Origin of the sequence: Nocardia sp. CDC160 (assembly GCF_035818795.1) — a bacterium.
Lineage (GTDB): Bacteria > Actinomycetota > Actinomycetes > Mycobacteriales > Mycobacteriaceae > Nocardia.
The window spans coordinates 1,253,540-1,276,553 of record NZ_JAYKYT010000001.1; the positions used below are offsets into that span (position 1 = coordinate 1,253,540).

The following is a 23,014-nucleotide window of genomic DNA, read 5'->3' on the forward strand; positions in this document are numbered from 1 at the left end:
GGAACAGGCCGTATGTCGTTCAGCGAGAGGGCTATTCGCCGGATTTCTCGGCGCGGCGGGCGGCCTTCTCCTCAGCTTCGGCGGCATCCATGGCGTTGGCTTCCTCCAGCGTGGGGGCGCTGCCGCCGAGGCGGGCGGGGACCCAGTAGGCGCCGGGCTCGTGGACGTAGTCCTGCTGCAGGTCCAGGAGCATGGTTTCCATGGTTTTGTGCAGTTGCGCGGTGAGAGCGGAGGCGGGCTCGTAGGGAGCGATGGGCTCGCCTACCGCGATGGAGATGGGAGTGTTGGTGCGGCCCAGGCGTTTCGGGAAGCCCTTGGTCCAGACGCGCTGGGCACCCCAGATGACCATGGGGATGATGGGGACGTTGGCCTCGATGGCCATGCGGGCCGCGCCGGACTTGAATTCCTTGAGTTCGAAGCTGCGGCTGATGGTGGCCTCGGGGTAGACGCCGACCAGTTCACCGGCCTTCAGGCGGTTGACGGCCTCGTGGTAGGACTCCGCACCCGCCGCGCGGTCGACCGGAATGTGCTTGAGGGCGCGCATGATCGGGCCGGAGACGGGGCTGTCGAAGACCTCCTTCTTGGCCATGAAGCGGATGTAGCGCTTCGTGGTGCGCGCGGGCAGACCGGCGTAGGTGAAGTCCATGTACCCGGTGTGGTTGATCGCGATCACCGCACCACCGGTCGCCGGAATATTCTCGTCACCCTTGACGGTGAACTTCAGGCCCTGCAGCGCGAAAATGGTGCGGGCCAGCCCGATGACGGGGTAGTAGACGGGTTCCACAAGTCCGCTAGCGTAGTCGCTGCCCGCGCGGCATCCAGTGATCCAGGCAACACCTTCTTGATAGATGTGACTTCCAGACACTGAAAGAGGTTCGCAGGAGTGGAGTACAGCCGGACAGCGCTGCGTGTACATCTCCGCAAGGGGCTGGTCGGGACGGTGTTATCGATCGCGGCGTGCGTGGGCGCGGGGTGTGATTCGCGGGTCGGGATCGAGGGGACCGATTGGCACGCGGACGCCGGTGCGGCCACCGAACCCAGCGTCGATACCCAGGCGGCGACCGCGACGGCCACCGAGGGCGTCGGCGCGGTGCCCGGGAAACCCGAGGCCGCGGTGGCGGTCGCACGGTGGGCGGCGGATCTGCGCGGGCACGGCGTCGATGGGCTGGCCGATCGGTGCTGGACCATGGCCCCGGGCAATGTGCGAACCATGTACGCGGATCCGCAGGCCGTGCTCGTGGCGCTCGCCGGGCCGGGCGTGCACAGCGGCAGCGCGTCCACCTGGCAGAACGGCATCCTCACGGTCACCGCGCAGGATCGCGATATCGCGAGCGGATACGCGTGCCCGCGCGTCTTCACCACCGGCGGCGATATCGGATTCAATGACGCCGACGCGCGACACACCGTGCGGCGCTTCCTATCCCGTGCCGTGGGCCGACCGCTGGATCCCAGCGACCGGGAGGACGCCTACCCGCTGGTCTGTGCCGCGGGCCGCACCTGGGATCCGGACGGGTCGGGCAAACCGGCCAATGCGCCGCTGGCGGTGAACCCGTCGAAGCCGGGCACGGTAAGGACCTTCGTGGACGAGTCCATCAAGTCCGAGTGGCCGCGCGGCGGGTACATCACCGTGTCGGTGCCGGTCACCACCGGGACGGGTAATCAGACAAAGCAGATATACACCTTGAAGTCGGGCTCCGAGGGTTACTGCATCGGCGACGTCTCCGGCTAGTCGGTACTCTGGGTGGCTGGTAACGGTCCAGGGAGGAATGAAGCTCGTGCAGATCACCAGCGTCGGACACGCCGGATTCCACATCCGAACCGCGGCCGGGACGATCCTCTGCGATCCCTGGGTCAACCCCGCCTACTTCGGATCGTGGTTCCCGTTCCCCGACAACACCCAGCTGGACTGGGACGAGCTCGGCAACTGCGATTTCCTCTACGTCTCGCACCTGCACCGCGATCACTGGGACGCCAAGCACCTCGCGGACAAGGTGAACAAGAACGCCACCGTCCTGCTGCCCGACTATCCGGTGCCGGACCTCAAGCGCGAACTCGAGAAGCTGGGCTTCACCAAGTTCGTGGAGACCGAGGATTCGGTCAAGACCACGGTCACCGGTCCCGGCGGCGATCTCGACATCATGATCATCGCCCTGCGCGCGCCCGCCGACGGGCCCATCGGTGACTCCGCCCTGGTGGTCGCCGACGGGGAAACCGTGTGCTTCAACATGAACGACGCGCGGCCGGTCGACATGGATGTGCTGCACGACAACTTCGGGCACGTGGACATCCACCTGCTGCAGTACTCGGGCGCGATTTGGTACCCGATGGTCTACGACATTCCGACCAAGACCAAGGCCAACTTCGGCAAGCAGAAGCGCCAGCGCGGCATGGACCGCGCCCGCTCCTACATCGAGCAGGTCGGGGCCACCTGGGTCGTTCCGTCCGCGGGCCCGCCGGTCTTCCTCGACGACGAGCTGCGCTACCTCAACGACGATCACGGCGACGAAGGCAATATCTTCCCCGACCAGATCGTCTTCCTGGATCAGATGAAGATCCACGGCAGCGAGGGCGGGCTGCTCATGATTCCGGGCTCGACCGCGGATCTGCGTGGCAAGGAACTGCTTTCGCTCACCCACCCGGTCGATCCGGACACCATCTACGGCGACAAGGCCGCCTACATCGAGGCCATGGCCCAGCGCATGGCTCCGGTGCTGGCCGCCGAGAAGGCCACCTGGGCTCCGGCCGAGGGCGAGCCGCTGCTGCCCGCGCTGAAGGCCAAGTTCGAGCCGATCATGGCGCAGAGCGATCTCATCTGCGACGGCATCGGCTACCCGGTCAGTCTCGTCATGGGTGACGAGACCGTGGTGCTCGACTTCCCCAAGCGCGTGGTGCGCGAGCCCATCGAGGGAGAGGGCAAGCACCGCTACGGATTCCGCATCGCGCCGGAACTGGTGCGCACCGTGCTGCGTGACGACGAGCCGGACTGGGTGAACACCATCTTCCTGTCCACGCGCTTCACCACCTGGCGCATCGGCGGCTACAACGAATTCCTCTACACCTTCTTCAAGTGCCTCACCGATGAGCGCATCGCCTACGCCGACGGCTGGTTCGCCGAGGCGCACGACGACTCCGCCTCCACCGAGCTCGACGGCTGGGAAGTGCAGCGCCGCTGCCCGCACCTCAAGGCGGATCTGTCGAAATTCGGTGTGGTGGAAGGCAATACGCTGACCTGCAACCTGCACGGCTGGCAGTGGGACCTGGAGTCGGGTCGCTGCAAGACCTCCAAGGGGCACGAGCTGCGCTCGAAGAAGCTGGTGTGATCGCCGAGTGCGGCCGATCCCGAGTATCGGCCGCACTCACTGTGCCGCGGTATCAGTTGCCGATCTCGGACTCCTGCAGTTCACGGGTGAGCCGCGAGGACCACGGACACCAGAAGCATCCCGGCAGGAACGCGCCGCAGGCCTCGTCGAGATGGTCTTCGAGGTAATCGATACTGGCGTCACAGACTTCGATGGCGATGGTGAAGAAGGTGATGGTGTCGGGATCGAGGAAGAAATCCCAGCCCGGGTTGTACGGGGCCTTCTGCTTCCGAATCCTGCCCATCACATGGGTGGACATCGTCTCTTCGCCGGACAGGATGCGGCGCGCTTCCTCGATGCGCTGCGGATTGCGCAGCTCGAAGACGAATTCCTTGCCGGAGTAATCGGAAAAAGCGAAGTAGGCCATGGTGGTTCCCTTCGACGGAGCGATCGGGTGGGGCAGGACCTGCTTTTCGATGGTAAAGCTCGCAAACCAGGTGAAACGCTGAATTCGATTGCGTACCAGTTGGTTTAGAGAACCGCCCCGTTTGTTGCGGGGTTATGCGGTTTACCAGTCCGCTTCGCCTGAACAATCAAGTCACGCACCGCCATCGCACCGCGCGCCACCGGAGCCGCCACTCGGCCCTGCTCATTGATGAGCACACCGGACGGCGTGCCGCGTACCCGATACCGCAGCGCCGCCTCGTTCCCCTGCTGCACCAGCACCGGGATATCGCCCAGCCCCTGTTCCTCGCCCCACTTCGCATGCTCGGCCACATCGCCATTGCCCAGCAGAGCGATGGTCAGCGCATCGGCGGAACGGGCCTGCCAGCGCGGCAGTTCCCGCGCCAGCGCGGCGCACATCTCGCATCCCGGATGGACGAAGACGAGCAGCAAGGACTTTCCCGGCGAAAGCAATTCATCCAGACCGGTCCGTCCGCCGCCGGTCTTCAGCACCTCGAATTCCGGGGCTACCGCGCCGGGCGGCAGACCCTCCGCGCCCAGGGTCGAGAGCACCTGCTCGTCCAACCGCCGTCGCAGGGCGCGCAATTCACCCCACAGGGACACCAGGATCGCGGCGAAGACCGCGGCGGTGCCCATTGCGATCGCGTGGTCGACCGGGAGGACGCCCGGCACCTGGGGTTCCGCCAGCGTCGCGACGGTTGTCCACCCGGCCAGCGCGATCAGGGCGATATTGCGAATCACCGTGCCTCGGCCGATAGGTGCGGCGCTGGCGGCCCCGAAACACGAACAGACCGGCCGCTTTCCCTGGCGCAGGAGCCGCACCACCGCCCCGGTGAACATACCCAACAGGAGGATCGCGATCAGACCCGCACCGGCCGCCGTCCACGGCAGCACGACCGCGACGGCCACCACGGCCTCCACCGTCGGCAACCCCCAAGCCACGCTCGGCACCCACGACAGTGGAATCCCGAACTCCCCCACCGCCTTCCGCGTACCCGACGCATCGGCGAACTTCCCCCACGCCGAAAGCCCGAACACGACGGCCAGCACCAGCCGCGCGGCCCACACCACGTAGTCGACAGCCATAGTCGCACCATCGCACACCGATATGGACAGCGAATTACGAATCAGCCGAACAGTTTTGATGGGCGAGATGGCCGGAACCGCCACCGGCAGCGCACACCCGTGCACGAAAGGCCGTAGGACCGGACTAGCCCATGGCCGGATCACCGCATGTCCAGGCCGCCGGGGCAAGGGCGGTGCTCACGCCAGCGGCGGGAAGTGAGCGCCAGCAGGCCTCTGCGATCCAGAGCGTAGGGTTCCGCAATCCGAGCGGTGCCACGGCGACATCAGGGCCCGCCAGCCCCGGCGACCGGATCAGCCGCGGGTACGGGCCGCCAGCGCCACGGCCACGAAGGTCAGCGCGCAGCCGATGACAGCCAGGCTCGAGACGCCTGCGCCGGTGGGGGCGACCAGGTCGAGCACCACCGAGGCGAGGAGCTGTCCCGCGACCGAGGTCAGGCCGAGCAGCAGCACGCCGATCCACCGGACCACCGCCACGGCCAGCGCCACGAACGAAATGCCGATCAGCCCACCGACATACAGCCACGGTTCGCTGGGCAGCGGTGCGAGCCCACCGCGTCGAACCAGCACCACGGCTTCGACGGCCACCAACGCGGCGGTGCCGGTCGCGAAATTGGCGAGCGTCGCCGTCAACGGTCCGCCGACCGCGCCCACGCGACCGTTCACCGCCTGCTGCCAGGCCACCAAGATGCCCGCGACAAGCGGCAGCACCACCAGCAGGGCGGATGCCCCGGCGTGCCCACCCGGGATCGAATCGCCGCCGTTGCGCCCCACCACAGCGAGCAGCACCGCGACCAGGCCGAGCAGCGCCGCGCCGACCCGCCACGCGGTGACCGGCGTCCGCCCGCCCGGCCCCCAACCGAGCCGATCCACCACCAGACTGCTCACCAATTGCCCGGCCACCGCCGCGACCGTGAAGGCGGTGACCCCGATGGTCGCCACGGTAAGCCCTTGGCAGGCCACGAAATACCCGCCGGACAGCCCGCCCATGAGCTGCCCCCACCGCAGCTCCCCGCTGGCCAGCGCGGCCCGCACCCGCCCGACCCCCGCCCGCAACCGCCCACTGCACGCGAACACCACGGCGAGCATGAGCAACCCACTCCCGAAACTGATGGTCGCCGCCGCGATCCCATCGTGCAGCCGCGCCCCGAGTTCCCCATTGATCCGCGACTGCGTGGCCACGGCAGCCCCAATAGACCCCCCGAACACCAACCCCAGCCACCGCCGCACCGCCACGGCTAGATTCTGCCCTCACCCCCACCCCCCACGACCGACCGCCCGTCGAGCTCGCTCATGGCCGCCAATCTGCCTCAGGGTGCCGACATCTCGCCGAGGGCAGCCAGGTGGGGGCCAGGACCGCGGCCAGGAGGAGTGGCACGCCGAGCGAGGCCACCACTACCGGCAGCGACAACCAGGTCGTCGCCAGTGCGGCAAATCCGAAGACCAGCAGGGCGATCACTTCGGTGACGACACCGGACACCGAGGTCACGGTGGCGCGCGCCGGGCCCTCGATGGCGTCCTGAAGGCGAGCACCGGCGATGACATCGGCGTTGTAGTCGATGCCGTACGCGATGCCGACCGCCGAAAAGCCCACGGCCGTCAGCACATACATCGCATTCGGATGGTGCGCGGCAAGCCCCGCCAGCAACGCGCCACCGATGAACAGCACACCGGCCACACCGAGCGCCATCGCCATGACCCGAGCGGAGATCCCCTCGGTCCGCCCCGCCAGCGTCGCACCGGCCAGCGCACCCGCAACCGTGACCCCCACCAGCACCGCCGCCAGGGACGGCCCCGCCCCGGCATGCTCGGCCAGCAGCGCGAAATACTCATCGAACGCGGTGATCCCGTTCAAGAGCGCCACCAGAACCACCCCGCGCCGTACTGCCCGCACGCGAACGGCTTCACGGAGACCGACGCGCAGCATGGCGAGGTATCCGCGCGAATCTTGCTCCAACGCAGCGGTACCGGATACCGACACAGCCCCGTCGGGGATCGACTCCGCCCCGCCGATCCGATCACCGGAGCGGTCGTCCCGGTGGCGTGAATTCGACTGCGAGACAGGGCTGTCCGCCGAGACCTCGGCGAGATCATCCGCTGCGTCCTCCAGGTCGTCGATGTCGGCCGCGGAGACGGATTTCGGCGCGCTCGGGAGTAGGAAGGCGGTCAGGGTGTGCAGGGTGGCGATGGCGACGCTGGACCAGGCGACGAGGGGGTAGCCGCCCCACGCGTAGAGCGGGGCGGCGGCGAGAATGCCTGCCAGGGCGGCGGATTCGCTCGCGGCTCGGACGTAGCCCATGAGGCGGGGATAGTTGCCGGTGGCGGCGCGGGCATGCAATTCGTCGTAGATCAGCGCCTCGAACGTGCCCGACCGCAGCGAGCCGGAGGTACCCCACAGCACGAAACCGGCGGCGAAACCGAGGTAGGACGGCCACAGCGTCCACACCGCGAAACCCGCCGCCAGCAGCGCACCCGACAGCATCAGCAGCCCGCGGCGCGAGACCGTATCGGCCCAGGCACCCGATGGAATCTCCAGCAGGAACGAGGTGGCCGACCAGATGGCGAACAGGGACGAAATCTGCGCCGCGTTCAGGCCGTGGTCGGCGAACAGCAAGGCGTAGATGGCGTAGAGCGGAATCAGGTCGGCCGTGAACGCGAACGCGACCGCGCGCAGTGTCAGCCCACGGGTGCCGTGCTGCACCAACGCATGAGTGCGGCGCTGCATCAGTCCACTGATGAAATGCTGCGTCAGCGCACGAGCGACGCGCTGCGTCAGCGCAGAGTGGATGCGCGGAGTCGATGCGCGGGTGGAGAGTGCCGTGCTGGAGGATGCGTGTTTCGGGGCCGCGCGGTCGGCACGAGCCCGGGTCAGGGCACTACGGAGGACGAATCAACAGGCGTAGATCAGCAGCCGCATGCGGTCAACTCTGCGCGCCGGGGCCATTGCCGTCAAGCGGATTGTCCAGGGGGATCCAGCCGTTGGTGGACGGCTCACCCTCCGAGATCGACGCGCCCACCAGGCCGTGGCGGTCGTTGAGGTCGTTGATGAGCTCGGAGACCGGGTGGGAGTCGCTGTAGTGGTAGCCCTGGGCCAGGGCGAAACCGAGTTCGGTGAGGACGGCGGCCTGGTATTCGGTCTCGACGCCCTCGGCGATGACCTGGAGGTCCAGGGACTTGCTCAGTGCCGCGATCACGCCCAGCAGTGGCGGGGCGGGGGAATCGGAGCGGATGGCCGCCACGAAGGACTGGTCCACCTTGAGGATGTCCGACGGCAGCGTGGCCAGGCGGCTCAGCGAGGAGTAGCCGGTGCCGAAATCGTCGATGGCGATGCGCACGCCGCGCTCGCGCAGCTTGTGCAGATTGGCGATGGCGGTCTCGGATTCGGCGGCCAGCTCGGACTCGGTCACCTCGAGCACGAGTTGCTCCGCGGGCCAACCGGTTTCGGTGAGAATGCCGGAAACCCGGTCGGCGTACTCGGTTTCGGCCAGCTCGAGCCCGCTCACATTCACATTGAGGGTCAGATCGAGCTGGGCGAAGGTCTCCTGGAGGCGGGCGGCATCCGCGCAGGCGCGCCGCAGCACCAACTCGTCCAGGTCGGAGATGAGGTCGTATTCCTCGGCGACGCGGATCAGGCCCTCGGTGGTGACATCCGGCTGCGCGTGAGAAGACCAGCGCAGCAACGCTTCCACACCCACCGCGCGGGTCGCGCCGTCGGAGAGCGAGACGATCGGCTGGTACTGCACGTCCAAGGTGCCCCGGTCGATGGCCTCGCGCAGCTCCACCGCCAAGGGCAGCTGCCGCGACGACTCCAGCACCGTACGATTGCGGCCCGCCTGCTTGGCCCGGTACAGGCCCACATCCGCGCGCGACACCAGCAGCGACCCGGATTCGCCCGGCTGCCAGGACGTCACACCCGCCGAACAGCCGGTGGTGACGGCGGCCCGCAACTCCTCGGTCAGCAGAATCGCGGCCTGCTCGGTGGTGCCGGGCAGCAACAGCGCGAAGGCGTCGCCGCCGTAGCGGGCCAGACGCTGATCCGGCGCAAGCAGTTTCGACCAGGTGTCGGCCACCCGCTGCAACACGGCGTCACCGGCCCGGTGCCCGAGATGGTCATTGATCTTCTGGAAGCGGTCCAGGTCCACCAGCACCAGCGCCAGCCCCTGCCCGGTGCGGGTGGCGTGCGCGATGGCATTGCTGAGCGCGCGATCGAAACCGCGCCGATTCAGCAGACCGGTCAATACGTCGATATCGGCGTCGGAGGCCATGCGGGTCAAAATGCCGACCACAATGCCGATTCCGAAGGTGATGCCCGCCGGAATCAGACCCGACCACCACGGCAACCCGCGCGAGGGCACCACCCACAGACAGCAGGCGATAGCGAAGGCGATATGCGCGCTCAGCCACCGCCAGGAGAAGAAGATGGCGGCATCACAGGCGACGAACACGTAGAACGCCGCCAGGCTGATCGCGCCGACCGTGTTCGGAAACCAGTGCACCGCAACGGTCACCAGCACGGTCGCGGTCGCCACATAGGCGTGATGCACCGAATGCGGCAGCCGCGGACCCCAAATGAGCAGGCTGATACCCAGCAGCAGCGCTATGAACGCCGCCGCGCCCACCAGCGGCCGATTCCCCTCGTTACCCGGGGCGACCGCCGTCAGGATCAGACCCAGCAGCCCACCCATGACGTAGAACGCCCCGGTGGTCCGAGCCATGACCATTGCCGTCGCCAGCGCCGATGCCGCCCGCACCCGGGTTCGGGTATCGCCGCGAGACCCGATTCCTCGCACGCTGCCTAGCCTAGACATAAGCCCAGCCAGCGGTAGACACAACCGGCGGAATAAGCCACGCCGAGTAGCGAATTCTCAGCGCGGTACCAGCACGTCGGTGCCGACGAAAGGCACCAGCGCAGCGGGCACCCGCACCGAACCGTCGGCTTGCTGATGGTTTTCCAGCAGGGCGACAATCCAGCGCGTCGTGGCCAGGGTGCCGTTCAGCGTGGCGGCGATCTGCGGCTTGCCGTTCTCGTCGCGGTACCGGACATTGAGGCGGCGGGCCTGGAACGTCGTGCAATTCGAGGTCGAGGTGAGCTCGCGGTAGGTCTGCTGGCTGGGAACCCAAGCCTCGCAATCGAATTTGCGCGCCGCCGAGCTGCCCAGATCACCGGCGGCCACATCGATGACCCGGTAGGGCACGTCGATGGCGGCCAGCATGTCCTGCTCCCAGGCCAGCAGTCGCCTGTGCTCGGCGTCGGCCTGGTCCGGGGTGGTGTAGACGAACATCTCCACCTTGTCGAACTGGTGCACGCGAATGATGCCGCGGGTGTCCTTGCCGTAGCTGCCCGCCTCGCGGCGGAAACACGACGACCAGCCCGCGTAGCGCTTGGGCCCCGCGCTCAGATCCAGGATCTCGCCCGAGTGATAGCCCGCCAGCGGCACTTCCGAGGTGCCGACCAGGTACAGGTCGTCCTCCTCCAGGTGGTAGACCTCGGCGGCGTGCTGGCCCAGGAAACCCGTGCCCTGCATGACCTCCGGGCGCACCAGCACCGGCGGGATCATCATGGTGAAGCCGTTGGCGGTGGCCTTCTGCGCGGCCAGCTGCAGCAGACCCAGCTGCAGCAGCGCGCCGTAACCGGTGAGGAAGTAGAAGCGCGAGCCCGAGACCTTCGCGCCGCGCTCCATATCGATGATGCCCAGCGATTCACCCAGGTCCAGGTGGTCCTTGGGTTCGAAATCGAATTCGCGCGGGGTGCCGACGTGTTCGAGCACGATGTAGTCGTCCTCGCCACCCGCGGGCGCGCCCTCCTGCACCACGTTCGACAGCGCGCGCTGGGCGGCGACCATCTCGGCGTCGGCGGTGTTCTCGGCCGCCTCGGCCTCCTTCACCTTCGCCGACAGCTCCTGGCCGTGCTTCAACAGCTCGGCGCGCTCCTCCGGGGAAGCCTTGCCGACCTTCTTGCCCAGCGCCTTCTGCTCGGCACGCAGATTGTCGGCCGTCGCGACCGCGGCGCGACGGGCGGCATCCGCCTCGAGCAGGGTGTCCACCAGAGACGGGTCCTCACCGCGAGCACGCTGCGACGCACGAACCGCTTCCGGGTTTTCCCGCAGGAATCGAAGGTCGATCATGCGGTTCAGCCTAGTGGGCGGCCGCCACCGAATTTCGGATAGGTCGGCGCTCACTATTTGATCTTGATCGGCTCAATTGCGCCTCCCGATCCCGCTCATCCGGCCCACGACCGGGCGATTTCCGACCTAGGGTTAGCCGCATGGGACGGCAGGGAGTCCGGCAGCGGCTCCGCCGTGGTCTTTGACGAGGAGTCACCATGCCCCAATACACCCCGCACACCGCCGATTTCGTCGTCATCGGGGCCGGATCCGCGGGGGCCGCCGTGGCCGCACGACTGAGCGAACGACCCGGCGTCAGCGTCGTGGTCCTCGAAGCCGGTGGCGAGGACAGCGACAAATTCGCCCACATTCCCGCCGCGTTCAACCAGCTCTTCCAGGGGCCCTACGACTGGAACTACCACACCGAACCGCAGCCCGAACTCAGCGACCGCAAGGTGTACTGGCCGCGGGGCAAGATGCTCGGCGGCTCCTCCTCCATGAACGCCATGATGTGGGTGCGCGGGTTCGCCGCCGACTACGACGAGTGGGGTCGCTACGCGGGACCCGACTGGTCCTACGAGAACGTGCTGCCCTACTTCCAGAAGATCGAGTCCGTCGAGGAGGCCAGCGAACCCGGCGAGGGCCGCGGCGGGCCGCTGCACATCTCCCGCCAGCGCAGCCCGCGCGCGCTCACCCACACCTATCTGCAGGCCGTCACCGAGGCCGGATATTCGGTGGAACGCGCGAACAGCGCTCGGCCGCAAGGGTTCTCGCAGACCATGGTGACCCAGAAGCGCGGGGCGCGGTGGTCCACCGCCGACGCCTACCTGCGGCCCGCCCGGCAGCAGGGGCGCAATCTGACCATCGTCACCGAGGCGCACGCCACCCGGATCCTGTTCGAGGGGACGCGGGCGATCGGGGTGGAGTACCGGATCGGCGGGGAGACCAAGCAGATCACCGCCAAGCGGGAGGTGGTGCTGTCGGGCGGGGCCATCAACAGCCCGCAGCTGCTCATGCTGTCCGGGATCGGCGACGGACATCGGCTGCGGGAGCTGGGGATTCCGGTGGTGCGGGATCTGCCCGAGGTCGGGCGCGGGCTGCGCGATCACCTCGCCGCGCCCATCGTCTACCGCACCCGGGCGGGCAGCCTCTACGGCGCGGACAAGAACCTGCTCGAACTCGCCAATTACCTGGTGCTGCGGCGCGGACAGCTCACCTCCAACATCGGTGAGGCGTACGGGTTCACGCGCAGCCGCGACGATCTGGAACTGCCGGACCTCGAACTCATCTTCGGACCCGCGCCGTATATCGCGGAGGGACTGGGCGATCCGGACGGGCACGCGCTGACCTTCGCAGCCATCCTGCTCAAGCCGGAATCCATCGGCAGCATCACCCTCACCTCGCCCGACCCGTTCACCGCGCCGCGCATCAACCCGCGCTACTGCGCCGAACCCGCCGACCGGGCCGCGCTGATGGCGGGGCTGCGGCAGTGCGTCGAACTGGCACACCAGCCTTCGATGAAGGAGCACATCGGCGAGCTCATGCAGCCCGCCGTGCCCTCGGACACCCCGATGGAGGAGGTGCTGCGCCGCTGCCTCGAGGACCACTCGCACACCCTGTACCACCCGGTCGGTACCTGTGCCATGGGCAAGGACGAGACCAGCGTGGTGGATCCGCAGTTGCGGGTGCGCGGCATCGAGGGCCTGCGCGTCGCCGACACCTCGGTCATGCCGATCATCACCCGCGGCCACACCCACGCCCCGGCGGTGCTCATCGGCGAGAAGGCGGCCGACCTGATCATGTCGTAAGCGCTCTGGGGGTGCGAAGATCGGGCGGAAGGCCGGTGGTTCGTGGCGGACGTGGGAGGGCGCTGCAATGATGGGTCGCGATGCCTGAGCAGAAGAGCCCTCCGCAGTGGCCCGCGCCGCCGAGTTCGCAGCGCCCCGGGTCACCCAACCGTCGGAAACCGACGGCGCTGGATCGATTGCTGGCACCGTTGCGCGCGGTCGAGTCGAAGCTGGACAAGAACGGTCCACTATCGGCGTCGACCGTGCGATGGGGGTTGCTGGCGATGGCGGTCGGCGTCACGCTGGCCGTGCTCATCACCATGTTCGTCTCCAACGGGTTCGACTCGAATCGGGTGAAGGCACACGCGCCGGGGGCCGCGCAGCCCACCGGCGCGGTCGCGGGCGCGGCCTTCGGCACCGCCAAGGAGGGCGACTGCCTGACCTGGTCCAAGAGCAATGCCTCCGACCTGACCAAGGTCGACTGCGGCAGCAAGCACCTGTTCGAGGTGACCGCCGACATCGACCTGAGCAAGTACCCGGGCAAGGAGTTCGGTCCCGGCTCGCGCTTCCCCGACTCGCTGCGCTTCTCCGAACTGCGCGACGAGCACTGCGTCAGCGCCGCCCAGGAATACCTCGGCGGCAAGCTCGACCCGCGCGGCAAATTCGTTGTCGGCCTGATCAATCCGGGCGAGGCGGGCTGGAAGGCGGGCGAGCGCACGCTGCGCTGCGGCCTGCAGGTCTCGGGCAGCCAGGGCATCGCCACCAAGCCGATCACCGGCAGCGTGCGGGAAATCAACCAGTCCAAGGTCTATGACGTGGGCACCTGCATCGGCATCAAGTCGAACCTGCCCACCGATCCGGTCGACTGCACCCAGCCGCACGCCTTCGAGATCGTCTCCACCGTGGACCTCGCCTCCCACTTCAACGGCGGTCCGCCCTCGAAGGACGATCAGGACAAGTTCATGGAAGACCAGTGCGCCAAGGACGCCGCCGACTACCTCGGCACCCCGGACGCGCTGCGCAACAAGACCTTGACCCTGTTCTGGGACGCCCTGGACGCCCGCAGCTGGCTGGCCGGATCCCGCAGCCTCAACTGCATGGTGGGCAAGGGCGCGGATCAGGGCTTCGCCACCATTACCGGATCGGCCAAGGGCGATATCCAGATCGACGGCCAGGCCCCGGTCCCGCCGCCCAACAGCGGCCGCTACACCCCGCCGCCACTGCCCGGCGCGGCCCCGCCGGTTATCCCCCAGCCACGCTGAGTCGGCGATAGCGAAAACGCATGCCCGTCTCGATGTCCGACGACCGCTTCGAGGAGCTCGTCGGTGACGCACTCGATCTGATTCCGCCGCAGCTGTCACAGGCGATCGACAATGTGGTGATTCTCATCGAACCGCGCAATGCCGAGGAACCGGACCTGCTCGGGCTCTACCACGGCATTGCGCTCACTGACCGGGACTTCAGCCACTACGGCGGCGCGCTGCCCGACACCGTCACCATCTATCGCGACGCCATCCTCGAGATGTGTCACAGCGAAGAAGAGGTGGTCGAAGAGGTGGCAATCACAGTGATTCATGAGATAGCGCACTATTTCGGGATTGACGACGAGCGCCTCCATCAGTTGGGATGGGGCTGACAGCGGCGCTGGGAACCGATCAGCAAACCTCTGCGTCCAATCTTCATAACCGGGGTGGAACGTAGAAGGGAGCCCGATCATGGTTGGCCACGTCCTCGTGCAGCCCGAGGTGATCCTCGCGGCGGCCCTCGAGCTCGACCTGCTCGCCGAACGGCTGGCCGCGGCCGCGAGCGCGACGGCACCCGCCACCCACGTGCTCCCCTCCGGCACCGAAGAGGTGTCCTTCCTGGCGGCGGCACATTTCAACAATGCCGCCTTCACCCATGACCACGCGGTCGCCCAGGGCATTCTCGAGCTGCATCACGCCGCGGCCACCCTGCGCAGCCAGCTGGCCCAATATCTGGCCCAGGACGCCCTGCGCGCCGCCGGTATCGCCGCGATCCAGGTGTAGAAGGGGAGATACACATGACGCTGGGAATCACCGGGGTGTTCTGGCTGCCCCGCATGGCCGAGATCAATTCCATTTCGCTCAATGCCGGGACGCACGCCATCCCGCTGGTGGCCGCGAACAGTGCGTGGAGCGCGCTCACCGCCTCCTGGGTCGACGCCACCACCACGGTCGCGCGGGTCATGGCCGAGATCGGCGTCGGACTCGAAGGGTTGAACGGCATCAATGTGCTGGCGCGGCTCGGCGTCTTCACCGGCTGGGCCGAACAGCAGGCCGTGATGGCGGGCATCATGGCGGGCAAGGCCGCCGCCAATGCCACCGCCTACACCGTGGCCAGCATCGCCATGCCGAGCCTGCCGGAGATCGCGGCCGTGGAGGCCGCGCGGGTGGCCGCCTACTCCAGCGGCGGCGCGCTCAACGGCACGGCCGAAGCGGCCGAGGCCGCCAAGCTGGCCCTCGACATCCGGGCCGCGCTGGTGATGGAAACCTATGAGGCCGCAACGAGTTTGATGGTCGCCACGCCCGGCCAGTTCCTCATGCCGCCGCCCATCGCCATGGGCGCGGGCTCGGCCAATGCGGGCGGCGACGCCTTCGCCAACAGCAGTGATCCGGTGCAGGCGGCACTCGGCGCGGCCGCCGCGCTGGCCCAGAATCCAGCCGTCACCAGTGCCCTCTCACAGGCCGCTCAGGTGGCGGGGATGGTGGTCACCAGCGGTGTCAGCAGCGCGGGGAACGTTGCGAGCACGGCGGTTACGGCCATCGCGAACGCGGTGACGCAGACCCCGGCACTGCCCACTTCGAGCCTGCCGGTAATGGCGGGCGCGGGTGCCGCGACCGTCGGCGCGGGCGGCGCGGCACTGGCCACGCAGGCAGTGTCCTTCAACGGCGTGGGCACCTCGGTGAACATCGGCAATGGCGGCGGAACCCTTCGGCTCCCCGACGGTTGGGGCACCGGCCTCGGAACACCCGGTGGCGCAACGCCTTCCGCCGCGCCGATCGCCGAGCCGATGAATGTGGCGACCGCTCCGGCCGCCACCACCCCGGTTCGCTCCTCCGGCACCGGCCCGCTGCTGGGCAGCCAGGGCAGCGACGAGGAAGAGACACACCGTGGCCACGACTATGGCCGTTCGGTCGAGGTGTTCGCCGACGGCCGGGTCATCGCGCCCGCGGTCATCGGCGGCGACCCGCTGACCGACCGGTGACCGTGCCCGACGCGGACCACGGGGTGCTCGGCTCCGGCGCCGGAGTCGGCTCGGGCCAAGGGATTCCCGGCTCCGGCCAAGGCAGCCGCGGCGCGGGCGATGGAGTGCTCGGCGCGAGCGGCGGGGTTCTCGGGGCGGGGCGTGGGCCTTCGCTACTGGGGTCGGTGACGCTGTCGCTCGATGAAATGCAGTATCTCCAAGAGGCATTGGAGATCGACGAGCTGCCCGTGGTGTTGAATGCCATGGGGCGCTACGACAATGCCGCCGAGCACGATGCCGCCATGGCCGCCGCGGCCGCGAGCCTGGCCGAACGCGAGCTGCTCGACGACGATCAGGTGCATCCCGAACTGGCCGAACGCCTGCGCGTGCTCTACCGGCCGCATTGGGTGCTGGCCGTGCGCTGGTATGTCGGAGGCCAGGTCAACCGGCTCTGTCTGGCCAAGGGCTCGGACTTCGAGGTAGTGGCGCTGCGCGGTCCCGGCTCGTACGTGATCGACGAGGCGAGCAACGATCTCGCGGGCACCGTGCTGGCCGCGCTCGGACCGTGCGAACCGCTGGAACTGGCCGGAATGAACGCGCCCACCGAGGATCTGGTGCCGATCTTCGACGATGCGGGCGACGCGGCCACCACCGCCGCGCGATTGACCAAGGTGTGCAATCCGGCCCGCGACGCGCAAACCCTCGCTTCGGCTCTGGTGCAGGTGAATTCGCACGCGGAGATCGTCGGCGTGCTCTACGGGGACGGCTCGCGCGACCAGGCCGACAGTCACGTGGCCGTGTACAACACTCGGCACGGCCGGTTCCTCGCCATTACGACGACGGCCAGCGACGGCACCAAGTGGACGTCCTTCGCCAGCGGCACCCCGGCCCGCTTCCGTACGGCACTGCAGGATCTGCTCGAATCACTGCCGCTGCGTAGCGAATTCCCCGGCCCGAGCGGAAACGCCTAACCCATCGGGTCGTCGCCGGTCGGCTCGATGGCGTCGGCGAACGGGGCCGGATAGCGGCCCCAGCGGGTGCACTCCCAGAGATTGTTCTCGAACGGGAGCAATTCGATGGTCTCGGTATTGTCCAAGTGGTTGTTGGCCGCGAAAAGCCTTGGCACACCGGTGAGTTCACGGGATACCAGGCGCATGGCCGCACCGTGGCTGACCAGGATGACATCCCCGGCGTCGGGATCGGTGAGGTATTCGTCGCGAATACGCTGCAGGGCGGGGATATAGCGGGCGAGCACCTCCGCGCCGGATTCACCACCCGGCACCCGCAGATCCAGATCGCCGAAATGCCACGCGTGGTAGACCTTCTGGAATTCCTCGTGCGCCGCCCGGGTGCTCAGGCCCTCGAGCTCGCCGAGCTGCACCTCCTGCAGATCCTCGAGCACCTCGAGCGGGACGCCGGTGGCGGCTTCGATGTAGCCGCCGGTCTGTCTCGCGCGTAGGGCGGCCGAGGAGAACAGGCGCTGCGGTGGGGCGGCCAGGTTCGCGCCGAAGGTCTTCGCCTGTGCCACACCGCGTTCGGTCAAGGGTAGGCCCGGGAGCCGGGTGTCGAGGATCTTGCCGACATTGCCCTCGGTCTCGCCGTGCCGGACCAGGATGAGTTTGCCGCTCACAGGTCGGCCACCCCCTTCTTCAGATCGGCCAGCCAGGCCGCGGCGGGTGCGTCGGGCGGCGGCGGTGTGCCGGTGGCCGAGACGGCGGGCCAGGAACCGAGGAAACGGATCCGGGCGGCGGTGCGGTGCAGGGCCTTGAGCGCCTCGGCCACCGCGGTGTCGTCGATATGGCCGACACAGTCCAGGTAGAAACGGTAGGTGCCCATGCCCGTACGGGTCGGGCGGGATTCGATGCGGGTGAGATCGATACCGCGGGTGGCGAATTCGGCGAAGGCGCGCATGAGCGAACCGGGCTCGTTGGCCAACTCCAGCACGATGGAGGTGCGATCCACCCCGGTGCGCGGCGGCGCGGGTTGCGGCGCGGTGACGAGGACGAAGCGGGTGACGGCTCGATCGACGTCGGCGACACCGGAGGCCAAGGTGGTCAAGCCCAACCGCTCGCCAGCCAAGGCGGTCGAGACCGCAGCCTCGGCGTGCCCGGCCGCGACATCCTCGGCGGCCGCGGCATTGGAGGCGGAGGTGTAGAGCTGCGCCAGCGGCATGTTCACCGCGAGCCACATGCGGACCTGGGCGGCCGCGACCGGATACGCGGCAATGCGACGCACCTGAGCGAGCTCGACGCCCGGGCGACCCAGGATGGTGAAGGCCACGTCCAGATCCGTCTCGGCCATGATCTGCAGCCGGGGACCGACGGCCAGCGCGTCCAGCGTGGGCGCGATGGAACCCTCGACGGAACTCTCGATCGGCACCACCGCGCCCGCCGTCTTCCCCGTCCGCACCAGCTCGATCGCCGCGCCCTGGCTCGGGGCCGGGACACGCTCGACCGGCCCATCGAAGACTCCGGTGGACTCCAGTTTGGCGAGGGCCATCTCCGTAAAGGTTCCCGACGGCCCGAAGTAGGCGATGCGCGGCACGGTTACGACATTACTTGCGTGCGCGCGGTCCCCTCCCGCTTTGGCCAACTCCCGGGTAACTTCGCACCCCCGACCGGGGGATCAGCCGCCCAGCATCAATGAATCGGGCAGTGGCACCGACAGGTCAGCCGCCCGCACCCGGGGGATCAGCCGCCGAGCACCGACAGCGCGGCGGTGACGGCGGCGACGTCATCGGTCTCGATGGCCAGCAGCACATCCCGGAAGGCCTCGACGGCGGGCGGCTTCAAACCGGTGAGGAAGTCGAGGTCCGGGGCGGCCAACGCCGCCCGAATGTCCTCGCCGATGAGCGCGGCCACGGTCGCGGCAATCGCCGCCACGGCCCGTTCCCCCGAGGCTGCACGAGCCACGAAACCGCTGTCCCCGTGGACGATTCGCACCAGAAACTCCGAGATCGCCTCCTCGTCGAGCCCCATATCCAGCATCTCGACCCCCGGATCGGCCGAGGTCGGGCGGACCAGCCCCTCGACGAGACCGCGCGCCGGACGCGGCGGGACGGACAGGGTGAGCGCGACCGGCTCGGGCGCGGGGGACGAATCGTGCGGCACGCCTTCACCGTAGCGATCGCGGCTGCCCCGGAGGGCAGGGCCTTGCGGGAGCGATCCGGATCACTTAGCTTAGGTTTACCTAATTCCGAATCCGGAGGTGTGTATGCCATACGCGGCCCAGGTCGTCGCACCCACTACCGCCGAACGCGTGCACAGCGCCTGCGCTCACGCCGACAGCGCGATGCTGGCCCTGCCCGGCCTCGACCCCGTGCCCACCTCGGTGCATCTGCTGCGGCAGTGCGGCGACATGGTGATGGCGGTGTCGGCCACCTCCACCGCCGCCGGGCTGGTATTCGGCTGCGGCACAAGCGGATCCCCGGCGGTGCTCGAGCTCACCGACCAGGCTCCGCTGCAGCTCCGGGAACGGGTGCGGGCCCTGGTGTGGCTGCGGGGCTGGGTGTACACCGTCCCCGCGCACGCCCAGCGCGCGCTGGCCGGGGCGGTCGCCGCCGACCACCCGCATCCGGCCCTGCTCGATGTGGGCCACGGTTCGACGCTGCTGCGGCTGGTCATCGACTCCGCCGTCGTCGCCGACACCTCCGGTGCCGCCGCGGCCGACCGCGAGCAACTGCGCGACGCACGCCCCGACCCGTTCTGCGCCATGGAAGCGGGCTGGCTGCAACACCTTCAGGCCGACCACGCCGACGTCATCGACCGACTGGCCCGCCGTCTCCCGCACGCCCTGCGCCGCGGCGCGCTCATCCACCCGCTGGCCATCGACCGCTACGGCGTCACCCTGCGCGTCGAGGCCGTCGAGGCCGACCACGACATCCGCATCCCCTTCGAAACCCCCGCCGACGACATCGAATCCCTGAGTCGCGAGGTCCACGCCTTGGCGGGCAACCCCTTCCGCCGCGGCCTGCACCGCATCTGACACCCCGGCCGCACGCCACCGCAGCGTGCCGGGCCGGATCGGGTCGGCGGGCCTAGATTGGCGAGCATGGTTTCCGCTGATCGTGCGCCCGCGTGGCCCGCGCCCGAGTCGTCCGAGCAGGAGCGACGGGCGATCAAGCTCGAGATCGCGGTGGTGCTGGTCGTCACCTTCGGGTTGAGCGGGGCCAATGCGGCGCTGTCGCTGGTGGAGAGCGCGCTCGCACCCGGTGGGGTGGGCGGGCAGACGGTGGCGTTGAACGCGTCGCGGGCGGCGCAGTCCACCATCGACCTGCTGTTCCAGTTGTTGGGCGTGGCCCGACTATTGGGATGGGCCGCGTTGGGGCTGTATCTGTTGTGGCGCAGCGGAATCGCGCCGCGAGCGGTCGGACTGGTGCGGCGGCTGCGCTGGCGCGCCGACGTACTGCCGGGACTGGTGCTGGCGGCGGTGATCGGAATCCCCGGGCTGGGACTGTATTTGGCGGCGCACGCGCTCGGGGTGAGCGTCACCATCGTGCCCAGTTCGCTCGAGCACTGGTGGCGGCTACCGGTGCTGGTGCTGTCCGCCTGGGCGAATTCCGCGGCCGAGGAAGTACTGGTCGTCGCCTATCTGATCGCCCGACTGCGCTCGCTCGGCTGGACGGAGCATCGCTCCCTGCTGGCCTCGGCGCTGCTGCGCGGCAGCTACCACCTCTACCAGGGTCTGGGCGGGGGCCTCGGAAACGTGGTGATGGGGTTGATCTTCGGCCGCTATTGGCAGCGCACCAATCGACTGTGGCCACTATTACTCGCGCACGCGCTCATCGACACGATCGCCTACGTCGGCTACACATTTCTGCGCGGACACGTCTCCTGGCTGCCCTGATGCCGGGAAGTAATGTAATCGGAACGAGCCACGCGGGCGTCGCGGTCGGTACTGTTTCTGGTGATGAACGGCGACGACCCCCAGCACTTTGCACGGATGCGCCGGGAGCCGCCGCCGGGACGCCCGGGCGAGCACCCGGCGTATCCCCCGCGACCCATGGCGAATCCTGGGCAAGCGCAGAGACCTTCGTCTCACCACCCCGACGGGGACGGCGCGGCCGTTAACGACGGGGCACCCCGGATAGAACCAACCCAGGTGATCCGACGCAATGAATCCGGTCCGGCCCTGGCCTATTCGCAGGTGCCGCCGACCCGACGGCCCGCGCCGCCGCAACGGCCGCCGGGTAATCGGGTTCCCCCGCACGGCGATCGGATGCCGCAGGGAAATCGAGTACCGCAGGGCAATCGAGTGCCGGTGCGGGAACCCGCGGCCAGCGCCATGGGTTACGCGCCCACCCAACAGCCCGAACCCTTCCACGACGAACCGCCCCGCACTCCCCCGCCGCCGCTGCCCCCGGGCAAGCGCCGCGGCGGTGGCGGTGGCGGCCGCCCGCCGCGCGGGTCGCGGCCGCGCAAGAAGCGGCACTGGTTCCGCTGGATCCTGTCGCTGCTGGTGGTGCTGCTCATGCTGCCGATCGCGGCGGCCATCTACGTGGACACCCACATCACCCGGATCGACGCGCTGGCCAACTATCAAGGCCGGGTCGGCGACACGCCCGGGACGAATTGGCTTCTGGTGGGATCCGACAGCCGCGCGGGACTGACCAAGGAACAGGAACAGCAGCTGTCCACCGGCGACTCTTCCGATGTCGAGGGCGAGCGCACCGACACCATCATCCTGGTGCACATCCCCAAGTCGGGGCGGCCGACGCTGGTCAGCCTGCCGCGCGACTCCTACGTCAGCATTCCCGGCGTCGGCAAGGACAAGCTCAATGCCTCCTTCGCCGTCGGCGGCGCGCAACTGCTGGTCAAGACCGTGGAGGGCGCTACCGGGGTGCACATCGACCACTACGCGCAGATCGGCTTCGGCGGCTTCGCCAATATCGTCGACGCGGTCGGCGGCATCCAGATGTGCCTGGACTCGCCCATGAAGGATCCGCTGGCCGGAATCGATCTGCCCGCGGGCTGCCAGACCCTCAACGGCCCCGAGGCCCTGGGCTTCGTGCGCTCGCGCGCCACCCCGCGCGCCGACCTGGACCGCATGCTGCACCAGCGAATGTTCTTGAGCGCCTTGCTGAAGAAGGCCGCCAGCCCCGCCACCCTGGCCAATCCGTTCCGATCCTGGCCGCTGGTGCGGGATCTGACCGATGCGCTCAAGGTCGACAAGGGCGCGCACATCTGGAACCTGGCCACCCTCGGGCGGGCGCTGAACGACGATCCGATCACCACCACGGTGCCGGTCGGCGGCTTCGAGGACGTGTCGGGCAGCGGCAATGTGCTGCTCTGGGACAAGACCAAGGCGAGTGCGTTCTTCGACGCCTTGGCCAAGGATCAACAGATCCCGCAGGACTTGATCACGACCGTGGGCAGCTAGCAATTATTAGGCAACACTAGCCTCAATTAGGTTGTGCTCAATAAGGTTGCACTTGGATGACACGCGGTTTGACCAGGGTTAATGTCGTCCGCATGTCCACCCGAACCCAGACGAAACGCAGCAAGTTCCAGGGCCTGCTCCAGGATCAGATCCGCAACGAATTCAGCGCCGAACACCAGTACATCGCCGTCGCGATGTGGTTCGACAGCGCCGATCTGCCGATCCTGGCCAAGTATTTCTACAAGCAGGCCGTCGAAGAACGCAATCACGCGATGATGATCGCGCAGTACCTGATCGATCAGGACATCGCTGTCGAAATGCCCGGGATCGAAGCCGCCACTTCGCAATTCGCGAATGCCAAGGAGCCCATCGCACTGGCGCTCAAGCAGGAGCAGACGGTCACCGAGCAGATCGTCCAGCTCGCCAAGACCGCCCGCGAAGAGGGCGACTACCAGGGCGAGCAATTCATGCAGTGGTTCCTCAAGGAGCAGGTCGAAGAGGTCGCCACCATGCGCACCCTGCTCACCGTGGCCGAGCGGGCCAGCAACAATATGTTCGATCTGGAGCGTTTTGTGGAACGCGAAATGAGCGGCCCGAAGGACGCTTCCGGCGCGCCGCACGCCGCGGGCGGCTCGCTCTAGACAATCGAATCCGTAGGGGCCGAATGATATTCGGTTCCCCTGTGTCGTGCGC

The 23,014-nt window shown here is 68.2% G+C and carries 22 protein-coding genes; 12 read left to right on the top strand and 10 right to left on the bottom strand.

The window, feature by feature from the left end:
* Positions 1 to 31 precede the first annotated feature (31 nt).
* Positions 32 to 784 (bottom strand): lysophospholipid acyltransferase family protein, encoded by a 753-nt coding sequence (locus VMT40_RS05565; RefSeq protein ID WP_326356849.1) that lies wholly within the window; start codon positions 782 to 784, stop codon positions 32 to 34.
* Positions 785 to 883: 99 nt separating this feature from the next.
* On the opposite strand from VMT40_RS05565, the gene VMT40_RS05570 reads away from it, so the two are divergent.
* A complete protein-coding gene (locus tag VMT40_RS05570; protein WP_326356850.1) occupies positions 884 to 1,729 on the top strand; it encodes a hypothetical protein in 846 nt (281 codons plus the stop codon).
* A 46-nt stretch (positions 1,730 to 1,775) separates the two neighbouring features.
* On the top strand, positions 1,776 to 3,320 hold the full coding sequence (locus tag VMT40_RS05575) for a Rieske 2Fe-2S domain-containing protein (RefSeq protein ID WP_326357210.1): 1,545 nt from the start codon (positions 1,776 to 1,778) through the stop codon (positions 3,318 to 3,320).
* 52 nt (positions 3,321 to 3,372) lie between these two features.
* Here the strand turns inward: VMT40_RS05575 and VMT40_RS05580 are convergent, their stop codons facing one another.
* The 6 genes from VMT40_RS05580 to serS form a co-directional block, all read right to left on the bottom strand.
* Positions 3,373 to 3,726, bottom strand: a complete 354-nt coding sequence (locus VMT40_RS05580; protein WP_326356851.1) for a BP74-related protein — start codon at positions 3,724 to 3,726, stop codon at positions 3,373 to 3,375.
* A 104-nt stretch (positions 3,727 to 3,830) separates the two neighbouring features.
* The gene (locus VMT40_RS05585; protein ID WP_326356852.1) at positions 3,831 to 4,850 is read right to left on the bottom strand and encodes a MauE/DoxX family redox-associated membrane protein; all 1,020 of its coding nucleotides are present in this window, start codon (positions 4,848 to 4,850) and stop codon (positions 3,831 to 3,833) included.
* 291 nt (positions 4,851 to 5,141) lie between these two features.
* Positions 5,142 to 6,083: a DMT family transporter gene (locus VMT40_RS05590; protein ID WP_326356853.1), complete on the bottom strand. Its 942-nt coding sequence runs from the start codon at positions 6,081 to 6,083 to the stop codon at positions 5,142 to 5,144.
* 55 nt (positions 6,084 to 6,138) lie between these two features.
* Positions 6,139 to 7,572, bottom strand: coding sequence for an MFS transporter (locus VMT40_RS05595; protein WP_326356854.1), 1,434 nt, complete (start codon positions 7,570 to 7,572; stop codon positions 6,139 to 6,141).
* Positions 7,573 to 7,768: 196 nt separating this feature from the next.
* Entirely contained in the window at positions 7,769 to 9,637 is a 1,869-nt protein-coding gene (locus tag VMT40_RS05600; protein WP_326356855.1) for a putative bifunctional diguanylate cyclase/phosphodiesterase, read from the bottom strand.
* A gap of 75 nt (positions 9,638 to 9,712) precedes the next feature.
* Positions 9,713 to 10,972 carry a serine--tRNA ligase gene (gene serS / locus VMT40_RS05605; RefSeq protein ID WP_326356856.1) on the bottom strand — a complete coding sequence of 420 codons (1,260 nt, stop codon included), beginning with the start codon at positions 10,970 to 10,972 and terminating at the stop codon, positions 9,713 to 9,715.
* 197 nt (positions 10,973 to 11,169) lie between these two features.
* Here serS and VMT40_RS05610 point away from each other — a divergent pair, with 197 nt between their 5' ends.
* The 6 genes from VMT40_RS05610 (at position 11,170) to VMT40_RS05635 (ending at position 16,914) form a co-directional block, all read left to right on the top strand.
* On the top strand, positions 11,170 to 12,759 hold the full coding sequence (locus VMT40_RS05610; RefSeq protein ID WP_326356857.1) for a GMC family oxidoreductase: 1,590 nt from the start codon (positions 11,170 to 11,172) through the stop codon (positions 12,757 to 12,759).
* Positions 12,760 to 12,839: 80 nt separating this feature from the next.
* Positions 12,840 to 14,000 (top strand): septum formation family protein, encoded by a 1,161-nt coding sequence (locus tag VMT40_RS05615; protein ID WP_326356858.1) that lies wholly within the window; start codon positions 12,840 to 12,842, stop codon positions 13,998 to 14,000.
* 20 nt (positions 14,001 to 14,020) lie between these two features.
* Positions 14,021 to 14,374 (top strand): metallopeptidase family protein, encoded by a 354-nt coding sequence (locus tag VMT40_RS05620; RefSeq protein ID WP_326312657.1) that lies wholly within the window; start codon positions 14,021 to 14,023, stop codon positions 14,372 to 14,374.
* 79 nt (positions 14,375 to 14,453) lie between these two features.
* Positions 14,454 to 14,765 (top strand): PE domain-containing protein, encoded by a 312-nt coding sequence (locus VMT40_RS05625; RefSeq protein ID WP_326312658.1) that lies wholly within the window; start codon positions 14,454 to 14,456, stop codon positions 14,763 to 14,765.
* 14 nt (positions 14,766 to 14,779) lie between these two features.
* Positions 14,780 to 15,964, top strand: a complete 1,185-nt coding sequence (locus VMT40_RS05630; protein WP_326356859.1) for a PPE domain-containing protein — start codon at positions 14,780 to 14,782, stop codon at positions 15,962 to 15,964.
* Positions 15,961 to 16,914, top strand: coding sequence for an ESX secretion-associated protein EspG (locus VMT40_RS05635; RefSeq protein WP_326356860.1), 954 nt, complete (start codon positions 15,961 to 15,963; stop codon positions 16,912 to 16,914). The genes VMT40_RS05630 and VMT40_RS05635 overlap by 4 nt, the downstream gene beginning before the upstream one ends.
* Here the strand turns inward: VMT40_RS05635 and VMT40_RS05640 are convergent.
* The 3 genes from VMT40_RS05640 to VMT40_RS05650 all read right to left on the bottom strand — a co-directional run bounded on the left by VMT40_RS05640 (position 16,911) and on the right by VMT40_RS05650 (position 19,053).
* Positions 16,911 to 17,573, bottom strand: coding sequence for a histidine phosphatase family protein (locus VMT40_RS05640; protein WP_326356861.1), 663 nt, complete (start codon positions 17,571 to 17,573; stop codon positions 16,911 to 16,913). The two genes, VMT40_RS05635 and VMT40_RS05640, sit on opposite strands and share 4 nt — an antisense overlap.
* On the bottom strand, positions 17,570 to 18,487 hold the full coding sequence (gene pheA / locus VMT40_RS05645; protein WP_326356862.1) for a prephenate dehydratase: 918 nt from the start codon (positions 18,485 to 18,487) through the stop codon (positions 17,570 to 17,572). Before pheA ends, VMT40_RS05640 begins: the two co-directional genes overlap by 4 nt.
* 146 nt (positions 18,488 to 18,633) lie before the next feature.
* Positions 18,634 to 19,053, bottom strand: a complete 420-nt coding sequence (locus VMT40_RS05650) for a hypothetical protein (RefSeq protein WP_326356863.1) — start codon at positions 19,051 to 19,053, stop codon at positions 18,634 to 18,636.
* Between the two features lie 103 nt (positions 19,054 to 19,156).
* On the opposite strand from VMT40_RS05650, the gene VMT40_RS05655 reads away from it, so the two are divergent.
* The 4 genes from VMT40_RS05655 to VMT40_RS05670 all read left to right on the top strand — a co-directional run bounded on the left by VMT40_RS05655 (position 19,157) and on the right by VMT40_RS05670 (position 22,962).
* Positions 19,157 to 19,927, top strand: coding sequence for a DUF2470 domain-containing protein (locus VMT40_RS05655; protein ID WP_326356864.1), 771 nt, complete (start codon positions 19,157 to 19,159; stop codon positions 19,925 to 19,927).
* A 66-nt stretch (positions 19,928 to 19,993) separates the two neighbouring features.
* Positions 19,994 to 20,788: a CPBP family intramembrane glutamic endopeptidase gene (locus VMT40_RS05660; RefSeq protein ID WP_326356865.1), complete on the top strand. Its 795-nt coding sequence runs from the start codon at positions 19,994 to 19,996 to the stop codon at positions 20,786 to 20,788.
* Positions 20,789 to 21,043: 255 nt separating this feature from the next.
* Complete coding sequence (locus VMT40_RS05665; RefSeq protein WP_442789910.1) at positions 21,044 to 22,321, top strand: LCP family protein; 1,278 nt, start codon at positions 21,044 to 21,046, stop codon at positions 22,319 to 22,321.
* A 92-nt stretch (positions 22,322 to 22,413) separates the two neighbouring features.
* Positions 22,414 to 22,962, top strand: coding sequence for a ferritin (locus VMT40_RS05670; RefSeq protein ID WP_326312964.1), 549 nt, complete (start codon positions 22,414 to 22,416; stop codon positions 22,960 to 22,962).
* Positions 22,963 to 23,014 lie beyond the last annotated feature (52 nt).